A 9539-nucleotide genomic window follows, 5' to 3' on the forward strand; every position below is an offset into this window, starting at 1 on the left:
CGTCGATCAGAAACTCACGGAGGTCCCGTGTGGGTTCATTTCGTGCGGCGCGCCGATTGGTCGGCAGGTACGCAGGGAGTCGACTTTATAGATATAAGAACTGAATTTTAAATACCGTTAACGAATAACGATATGGCGATTCGGGCGCAGCCCCCAAGGCCGGCACGAGCGCCTGTAGCCGCTGCCGCCAGGCTGCGATCGGCCCCGAAGGGGACGTGACGATTTCAATATCGCTGAAGGCCCTTCGGGCCTTATCGCAGCCTGGCGGCAGCGGCTACAGATGGCTTAACGCTCGTGCAGCGCCTCGGCACGGGCGCGGATGATCGGCTTGAGCAGGTAGCTGAGCACGCTTTTCTTGCCGGTGATGATGTCCACCGAGGCGACCATGCCGGGGATGATCAGCAACGGCTTTTCATCGGTGCCCAGGTGGCTGCGGTCGGTGCGCAGCTTGATCACGTAGTAGGTGGTCTTCTTGTCTTCGTCGGTGATGGTGTCGGCGCCGATCTGTTCCAGCTTGGCCTTCAGGCCACCGTAGATGGTGTAGTCATAGGCGGTGAACTTGACCACCGCTTCCTGCCCCGGGTGCAGGAAGGCGATGTCCTGCGGACGGATCTTCGCTTCCACCAGCAGGGTGTCGTCCAGCGGCACGATCTCCACCATGTCGCTGCCCGGCTGGATCACACCGCCGATGGTGTTGACCATCAGTTGCTTGACGATGCCGCGCACCGGCGAGGTGACCAGGGTCCGGCTGACCCGGTCTTCCAGGGCCTTGCCGGTGGCGCTGGCCTTGTTCAGTTCGGTGCGCGCCTCGTTGAGCTGGGTCAGGGCTTCGCTGCGGAACTTGCCGCGGGTTTCGTCGACCTTGCGCTGGACTTCCTTGATCGCCGATTCGGCACGGGGAATCGCCAGGGTGGTGGCGTCCAGTTGCCCACGGGTCTCGACTTCGGCGCGCTTGAGCCGCAGCACTTCCACCGGCGACACCGCGCCCTGGGCCACCAGCGGCTCGGACATGGCGATTTCCTGGCGCTGCAGGCTCAGTTGCTGGCGGTACTGCGCCTGCTTGGAGGTGAACTCGCGCAGTTCCTGCTGCTTCTGGATCAGTTGTTCCTGCAGGCCGCCGACTTCGTCGTGCAACTGCTGGCGACGGCTTTCATACAGCGACTTTTCGCTGGCCGCCTGGCCAGGCACGGCGGCCATGGCATCGGCCGGGAAATTCAGTTCTCGGTTGTCGATCTCCGCGCTCAGGCGCTCGACCCGCAGCAGCATCGACAGGCGATCGGCCTCGGTCTCGCCGACGTTGGACTTGAAGCGCGTGTCGTCCAGGCGGATCAGCGGGGCGCCAGCTTCGACGATCTGCCCTTCCTTGACGAACAGTTCGGAGACGATACCGCCTTCCAGGTTCTGGATTTTCTGCACCTTGGACGACGGGATCGCCTTGCCCTCGCCCTTGGTCACTTCGTCGATCACCGCGAAGTTGGCCCACAGCAGCAGGAACAGGAAGAAGCCGATGATGCCCCAGATGGTCAGGCGGATAACCCGCGGCGCATCCTCGATCAGCGCCTTGTTGACCTCGGGCAGGGGTTGATCGTGCAGCGATTCGGTGCCTTTGAAGTAGCGCAGGATCGAGTCTTTGAAACCGGATTTAAGCAACACTGATCTGCCCCTTCTTCAACGCTTCCATCACGACTGCTTTCGGCCCATCGGCGAGGATCTGCCCGCGGTCGATCACCAGCAGGCGATCCACCAGCGACAGCAGCGAGGCACGGTGGGTGACCAGCACCACGGTCTTGGCTTCCACCACGGCTTGCAGGCGTTGTTTCAAGCGTTCTTCACCCGTGTTGTCCATGGCGCTGGTCGGTTCGTCGAGCAGCAGGATCGGCGGGTTGAGCAGCAGGGCCCGGGCCAGGGCAACGTTCTGCCGCTGGCCGCCGGAGAGGTTCTGCCCGCGCTCGCCGACCTGCAGCTCGTAGCCCTGCGGGTGCAGGCGGGCGAACTCGTGGACGCCGGCCAGTTCGGCGGCCTGCAGCACCAGTTCGTCTTCGACATAACGGGCGCCGGAGGTCAGGTTGTCGCGCAGGGTGCCGGCCAGCAGCTGGATGTCCTGGGCCACATAACCGATGTTGTGGCGCAATTCGCTGACGTCGATCTGCCGGATGTCCACGCCGTCCACCAGCAAGGCGCCGGAGTCCGGGGCATACAGGCCCACCAGCAGCTTGGCCAGGGAGCTCTTGCCCGAGCCGCTGCGGCCGATGATGCCGATCTTCTCGCCCGGCTTGACCACCAGGTTGATGTTCTTCAGCGCCGGGTTCTGCTGCCCCGGGTAGGTGAAATTCAGCTGCCGGCATTCGATGGCGCCCTGCAGCACGTTGCGGCTCAGGGGGCGCTCGTCGAAGTTGCGCTCCTGGGGCAGCTCCATCATCTGGTCGACCGAGGTCATGGTCACCCGCGCCTGCTGGTAGCGGGTCAGCAGGCCGGACAACGAGGCCAGCGGGCTGAGGGCGCGGCCGCTGAGCATGTAGCAGGCGATCAGCCCGCCCATGCTCAGGTTGCCGTCGATGATCTGGTACACGCCGAAGACGATCATGATCACCCCGGCCAGCTGCTGGATCAGCAGGGTGATGTTCATCGCCAGGCTGGAGAGCATCTTCACCCGCAGCTCGAGGCGGCCCAGGGTGCCGATGGTCTGTTCCCACTGGTACTGGCGTTCGCTTTCGGCGTTGTTGACCTTCACCGCGTCCAGCCCGGCCAGGGTCTCGATCAGGCTCGACTGGCGCTCGGCGCCCAAGGCCATGGTTTTTTCCATGGTGGCAATCAGCGGTTTCTGCAGGGCGTAGCCGATGCCCAGGGCAATCGGGAAGGCCAGCACCGGAATCCACACCAGGTGCCCGCCGAGGATGGCGATCACCAGGAAGATCAGCAGGGTGAACGGCAGGTCGATCAGGCTGGTGAGGGTCAGCGAGGCGAGGAAGTCGCGCAGGCTCTGGAACTCGTGGATGTTCTGGGCAAAGCTGCCGACCCGCGCCGGCCGGTACTTCATGGCCATGCCGACGATGCGCTCGAACAGCGTGGCCGAGATGATCAGGTCGGTCTTCTTGCCGGCCAGGTCCAGGCACAGGCTGCGCAGGCTTTTGAGAATCAGGTCGAACAGGTAGGCGCCGGTGATGCCGATGGCCAGTACCCACAGGGTGGCGGCGGCCTGGTTGGGGACCACGCGGTCGTAGACGTTCATCACGAACAACGGCGCGGCCATGGCGATGACGTTGATCAGCAGGCTGGCGGCGATGGCGTCGGCGTACAGCCAGCGCGAACGCTTCAAGGTGTCGCGGAACCAGGAGCGGGCGCGAGGAATCAGCGAGCCGTGGTTGACGTCGAATTTGTGTTGGGGCTGGGCGAAGAACACTTGCCCGCTGTAATCGTCGGCCAGCATCTGGCGGCTGACGCTGACCTCGCCGCCATCGCTCTCGCTGAGCAGCAAGCGGGCCTTGTCTTCGCCCTGCCAGCCGAGCAGGACGGCGCTACGGCCGTCCTTGAGCAAGAGCATGGCCGGCATGGCGATGGCAGGAATCTGCTCCAGCTTGCGCCGCAGCAAACGCCCCTGCAGGCCGGCGCGAGCCGCGGCGCGCGGCAGCAGCTCGGCGCTCAGGCGCTGGGAGGGTAAAGGCAGGCCGGTGGTCAGCATGGCCGCGCTGGCCGGCTTCTGATGCAAGGAGCACAGGGTTAGCAGGGCATCCAGCAGCGGGTCGTCATGCATGCCGCGTGGATCATGGCTAAGTTGCACTCGACTGACTTCTGATTCCACGCTCGGCACTCTTTAACTGTCTATTGGATGAAAAGTACTCAATTCATCCCAGGCAGTTGGACCTTGGGCTTCACATCGTTCTGCACGACGGAAGCCATGGGTGCGACCACTCCCTGGCTCTTGAGCAATTCGCCCATGGTCGCCTTGATTCGATATTGAGTAAATAACTGAATGTTCTTGATTTCCGCCAACCGACGCGAGGCGGTGAACAGTTCATTCTCGCTATCGAGCAAGTCGAGCAAAGTGCGCTCGCCCAAACTGAATTGCTTCTGATACGCCTCACGCACGCTGGCGCTGCGATCGACATATTGCTGGGCGATCGGCACTTGCGCATTGGCGTTGTTCAAGGCGTTCCATGCCAAGCCTAGCTCTTCATTCAGAACACGCAGGGCGTTGTTACGAATATCCAGCGCCTGGGTGGACTGATAGGCCTTGGATTCCAGGTCGGCCTTGTTGCTGCCGCCGGCGAACAGGTTGAAGCGCATGCGCAGCATGGCCTGCCATTCGTTGTTGTGGCCGTCGATGCCGTCCAGGTTGTTGTCGGCGGTACGCCCAAGCTCGGCATCGAAGCGTGGGTAGAAGGTCGACTTGGCGGCTTCGTACTGCTTCTCGGCGGCGACGATGTCGGATTCGGCCGAACGCAGGATCGGGCTGTTTTCCAGCATCTGGCGCTGGGCTTCGTCGAGGCTGGCCGGCAGCAGGGCCATGAAGCCGACCGGGCGCTCCAGCTGATCCGGCATCTGGCCGACGGCGCTGAGGTAGTTGGTCTGGGCATCGGCCAGGTTGGTCTGTTCGGTGATCAGGTTGTTGCGCGCCTGGGCCATGCGCGCTTCCGCCTGGTCGAGGTCGGCGCGGCTGCCGACGCCACGCTGGGTGCGCAGCTGGATCTGATCGTAGATGCGCTCGTGATTGCGCATGTTGTCTTCGGCCAGGCGCACGAACTCGCGCCGGGTCAACACATCCAGGTACACCTGGGCCACGGTCAGCGCGGTGCGCTCGGAAGTGCCCAGCAACGAGTACGCCCGGGAATTGACGGTGGCTTGTTGACGCCCCACCTCACTGGAGGTGGCAAAACCGTCAAAAACCATTTGCTGGAGACGTAAACTTGATTCGCTGCGGTTCAGCGTCTCCCAGTGATTGCTCGATCCTGCACGGGTGGTCGGGCTGTCGGTGCCTTCGCGACCGTAACCGCCCAGCAAATCGACCCGCGGCAAATAGCCGCCCTTGGCCGCTTTGAGCTGGTAATCGGCCGCCAGGCGGCTGTTCACCGCGGCCTGGATTTCCGGATGGACATCCAGCGCTTTCTGCATGGCTTCGGGCAGGGTTTGTGCTTGGGCGAAACTGGCGGCGAGTACGAAGGGTAAGGCTTTGAACAACTGCGGACGCATAGAGGGGTTCCCAGGACTTCTTGTCTCAAATCACAGCAAAACGAGGCGCTGCATCGGATGATGGCAACCGGAATGACCGTATATCGGAAAGTTCAAACCATGAACTGGGTCACACACTTTTAGACAGGTCGCCGCATGAATATCAATGTGACATTACCTTGACGATTGTTTAGGATGACACTCAGAAGGTCAATAGTTTGGCATATGGTTAATAGCAAAAAAATATAGCCAATTTATTGACAAATGTTCGCGTCAAAATCACGTGTTTCTACACTCTGAAGAACGTCCAGACTGCGTCGGCGTATGCCCGTCAGGAACATGGAAGTCTACTGAACGGTACCCCCCGGAGAATCCTCAATGAGCAGTGTTGTTGCTACCGTCAAAAGCATTGTTGGCCAAGTTTTCGTCGTATCCCCCGAAGGGGTTCGCCGCGTACTCGTTGAGGGTGATCGCCTGTACGTAGGCGACCAGGTCGATACCGGCCTGGCGGGCGCCGTCAGCCTGGAACTGGCCGATGGCCGGACCCTGGACCTGGGTCGCGAAACGCAATGGAGCGGCAGTGCTCCGGACTCCAGCACCGACCTGGCCGAAGCCGCCGAGCAAGCTGCGCCATCAGTCGCTGAGCTGCAGCAGGCAATCGTCGCCGGTGCGGACCCGACTACCGAGCTGGAAGCCACCGCGGCCGGCCCGACCGCCGCGGGTACCGGCGGCGCTGCGGGCGGCGGCCACAGCTTCGTGATGCTCGACGCCACGGCAGGCCGGGTCGACCCGACCATCGGCTTCCCGACCGTGGGCCTCGGCGCGGCGGGCACCGCGGCGCAAGACACCACCGGTGCGCTGACCACCAATGACAACAGCACTACCACCGAGATCCTGCGCGACTCGACCCTGAGCCTGAGCGCAACCCCGAGCATTACCGAAGCTGGCGGCGTACTGGTGTACACCGCCACGCTGACCCAGGCACCGCTGACCGGCCTGACCATCACCCTGTCCAACGGTTCGGTGATCGTGATTCCGGCCGGGCAACTGACCGGCACTGTCAACGTGCCGCTGGCACCGAACGACACCGTCTACAACGACCCGAAAGAGATCAGCGTGGGCGTCACCGGCACCACCGGCGGCGGTGGCCTGGTCGTGACCGTAGACCCGACGCCAGCCGTCACCCAGGTCACGGACACCGTGGACACCACCACCGTGACCCTGACCGCGGGTTCCAGCGTGACCGAGGGTGGCCAGATCACCTACACCGCGACCCTGACCAACCCGGCGCAGACCCCGGTCACCGTGACCTTGTCCAATGGCTCGACCATCACCATCGACGCCGGCCAGACCGTCGGCACCGTGGTGGTCGACACCCCGCCGAACGACGTCTACAACAATGGCAGCACCGTCAGCACCAGCATTACCGGGACTACCGGCGGCAACTTCGAGAACCTGGTGCCGAACCCGACGCCGGCGGTGACCACCATCACCGACTCGCCGGACACCACCGGCCTGACCCTGACCGCCAACGGCACCGTCGTCGAAGGCGGCCAGATCACCTACACCGCAACCCTGACCAACCCGGCACAGACGCCGGTCACCGTGACCCTGTCCAACGGCTCGATCATCACCATCGACGCCGGCCGGACCGTCGGCACCGTGGTGGTCGATACCCCGGCCAATGACGTCTACAACAACGGCAGCACGGTCAGCACCAGCATTACCAGCACCACTGGCGGCAACTTCGAGAACCTGGTGCCAAGCACCACGCCGGCGGTGACCACCATCACCGACTCGCCGGATGCCACCGGCCTGACCCTGTCGGCCACTGGCAGCGTGGTGGAGGGTGGCCTGATCACCTACACCGCGACCCTGACCAACCCCGCGCAGACACCGGTCACCGTGACCCTGTCCAATGGTTCGACCATCACCATCGACGCCGGTAAGACCACTGGCACCGTGGTGGTCGATACCCCGGCCAACGACGTCTACAACAACGGCAGTACGGTCAGCACCAGCATTACCGGCGCCACCGGCGGCAACTTCGAGAACCTGGTGCCGAGCACCACGCCGGCACAGACCACCATCACCGACTCGGTGGACAACACCGGCCTGAGCCTGACAGCTACAGGCAGCGTTGTGGAGGGTGGCCAGATCACCTACACCGCGACCCTGACCAACCCGGCGCAGACCCCGGTTACCGTGACCCTGTCCAATGGCTCGACCATCGTGATCGAGGCCGGCAAGACCGTCGGCACCGTGGTGGTCGATACCCCCGCCAATGACGTCTACAACAACGGCAGCACAGTCAGCACCAGCATTACCGGCGCCACCGGTGGCAACTTCGAACAACTGACGCCCGACACCACGCCGGCGCAAACCACCATCACCGACTCCGTGGACGACACCGGACTGAGCCTGTCGGCCAGTGGTTCGGTCGCCGAAGGCGGCTCGATCGTCTACACCGCCACCCTGACCAACCCGGCCGGCACGCCGGTCACCGTGACCCTGAGCAACGGCGCCGTGATTACTATTGCCGCCGGTGCAACTACGGGCTCGGTGAGCGTTGCCGCGCCCGCCGATGACGTCTACAAGGACGCCGGCAAGGTCGAAGCCACCATCCAGGACGCCACTGGCGGCAACTTCGAAAACCTGGTGCCGAGCACCACGCCGGCGGTGACGGACATCACCGACACCATCGACACCTCGACTGTTTCGCTGACCGCGACGCCGTCCGTGGCTGAAGGCGGCACCGTGGTTTACACCGCGTCGGTGACTGCGCCAGTGACTGGCTCGCCGGTTGTGGTGACCCTGTCCAACGGCCAGACCATCACCATTCCAGTGGGTGAATCCTCCGGTACCGTCAATATCACGGCACCGAACGATGCCCTGGCCGGCGGCAGCTCCCTGAGCGCGACCATCACTGGCGCCACCGGTGGCAACTACGAGAAGTTGGATGTCGACGGCAAGCCTGCCGAGACTTCGGTTACTGATACTCCGGACACCACCAATCTGAGCCTCAGCGCGACTGACACCGTGGCCGAGGGTGGTTCGATTGTTTACACCGCTACCCTGACTAACGCTGCCGGTACTCCGGTGACCGTAACCCTGTCAAACGGCGCGGTGATTACTATCGCTGCCGGCGCCACTACTGGTTCCGTGACCGTCGCAGCGCCTGCTGACGATGTGTACAAGGATGCGGGCAAGGTTGAAGTCAGTATTAAAGAGACCGCTGGCGGCAACTTCGAGAACCTGGTTCCGAGCACTACCCCAGCTGTGACTGATGTCACTGACACCATCGATACCTCGACCGTCAGCCTGACCGCGACGCCTAGCGTTGCTGAAGGTGGAGTTGTCGTTTACACCGCTTCCGTAACGGCTCCAGTGACCGGCTCGCCAGTAGTCGTAACCCTGTCCAACGGACAAACCATCACCATCCCGGTCGGCGAATCTTCCGGCACTGTGAACTTCACGGCACCAAACGATGCCCTGGCCGGCGGTAGCTCCCTGAGCACCACCATTACCGGTGCAACCGGCGGCAACTACGAGAAGCTGGACGTCGACGGTAAGCCTGCCGAGACCTCGGTTACCGATACGCCGGACACTACCAACCTGACCCTCAGCGCCACCGACACCGTGGCTGAGGGTGGTTCGATTGTTTACACCGCGACGCTGACCAACGCGGCCGGGACTCCGGTAACCGTGACTTTGTCGAACGGTGCAGTGATTACTATTGCCGCTGGTGCAACTACGGGTTCCGTGACCGTGGCTGCTCCAGCCGATGACGTCTACAAAGACGCTGGCAAAGTCGAAGTCAGCATCAAAGAGACTGCTGGCGGCAATTTCGAGAACCTTGTACCGAGCACCACTCCGGCGGTCACCGACGTGACTGACACCATCGACACGTCGACCGTCAGCCTGACTGCCACGCCTAGCGTTGCTGAAGGTGGCATTGTTGTTTACACCGCGTCGGTCACTGCACCGGTTACTGGCTCGCCTGTAGTCGTAACCCTGTCGAATGGCCAGACCATTACCATCCCGGTCGGCGAATCCTCCGGCACCGTGAACTTCACGGCACCAAACGATGCTCTCGCTGGCGGCAGCTCCCTGAGCACCACCATTGCCGGTGCAACCGGCGGCAACTACGAAAAGCTGGATGTTGATAGCAAACCGGCTGATACCTCGGTCACCGATACGCCAGATACCACCACCCTTAGCCTGACAGCGACTGACACTGTCGCTGAAGGCGGTTCGATCGTTTATACGGCCACCTTGACCAATGCCGCTGGCACGCCGGTAACCGTGACTCTGTCGAACGGTGCAATCATCACCATCGCAGCCGGTGCGACCACGGGCTCTGTGACCGTCGC

4 protein-coding genes are annotated in these 9539 nt (G+C 62.8%); 1 reads left to right on the forward strand and 3 read right to left on the reverse strand.

Annotated features, from left to right (window positions below; translation table 11 throughout):
- Positions 1–285 precede the first annotated feature (285 nt).
- Genes J4E58_RS22235 through J4E58_RS22245 form a run of 3 tightly spaced genes read right to left on the reverse strand, consistent with a single transcriptional unit; the run spans position 286 to position 5187 of the window.
- Positions 286–1653 (reverse strand): HlyD family type I secretion periplasmic adaptor subunit, encoded by a 1368-nt coding sequence (locus J4E58_RS22235; RefSeq protein ID WP_007928658.1) that lies wholly within the window; start codon positions 1651–1653, stop codon positions 286–288.
- The gene (locus J4E58_RS22240) at positions 1643–3799 is read right to left on the reverse strand and encodes a type I secretion system permease/ATPase (protein ID WP_037035296.1); all 2157 of its coding nucleotides are present in this window, start codon (positions 3797–3799) and stop codon (positions 1643–1645) included. Before J4E58_RS22240 ends, J4E58_RS22235 begins: the two co-directional genes overlap by 11 nt.
- A gap of 38 nt (positions 3800–3837) precedes the next feature.
- Entirely contained in the window at positions 3838–5187 is a 1350-nt protein-coding gene (locus J4E58_RS22245) for a TolC family outer membrane protein (RefSeq protein WP_007928660.1), read from the reverse strand.
- Positions 5188–5544: 357 nt separating this feature from the next.
- On the opposite strand from J4E58_RS22245, the gene J4E58_RS22250 reads away from it, so the two are divergent.
- Positions 5545–9539 (forward strand): retention module-containing protein (locus J4E58_RS22250; RefSeq protein WP_207255328.1); only part of this gene is annotated, 3995 nt, incomplete at its 3' end.

Source organism: Pseudomonas sp. FW305-25 (assembly GCF_017351415.1).
In the GTDB taxonomy this organism is placed as follows: Bacteria; Pseudomonadota; Gammaproteobacteria; order Pseudomonadales; family Pseudomonadaceae; genus Aquipseudomonas; species Aquipseudomonas chlororaphis.

Excerpts from the sequence above, each read along its gene's own strand:
- J4E58_RS22245 (WP_007928660.1), bottom strand. The coding sequence starts at position 5,187 with ATGCGTCCGCAGTTGTTCAAAGCCTTACCCTTCGTACTCGCCGCCAGT.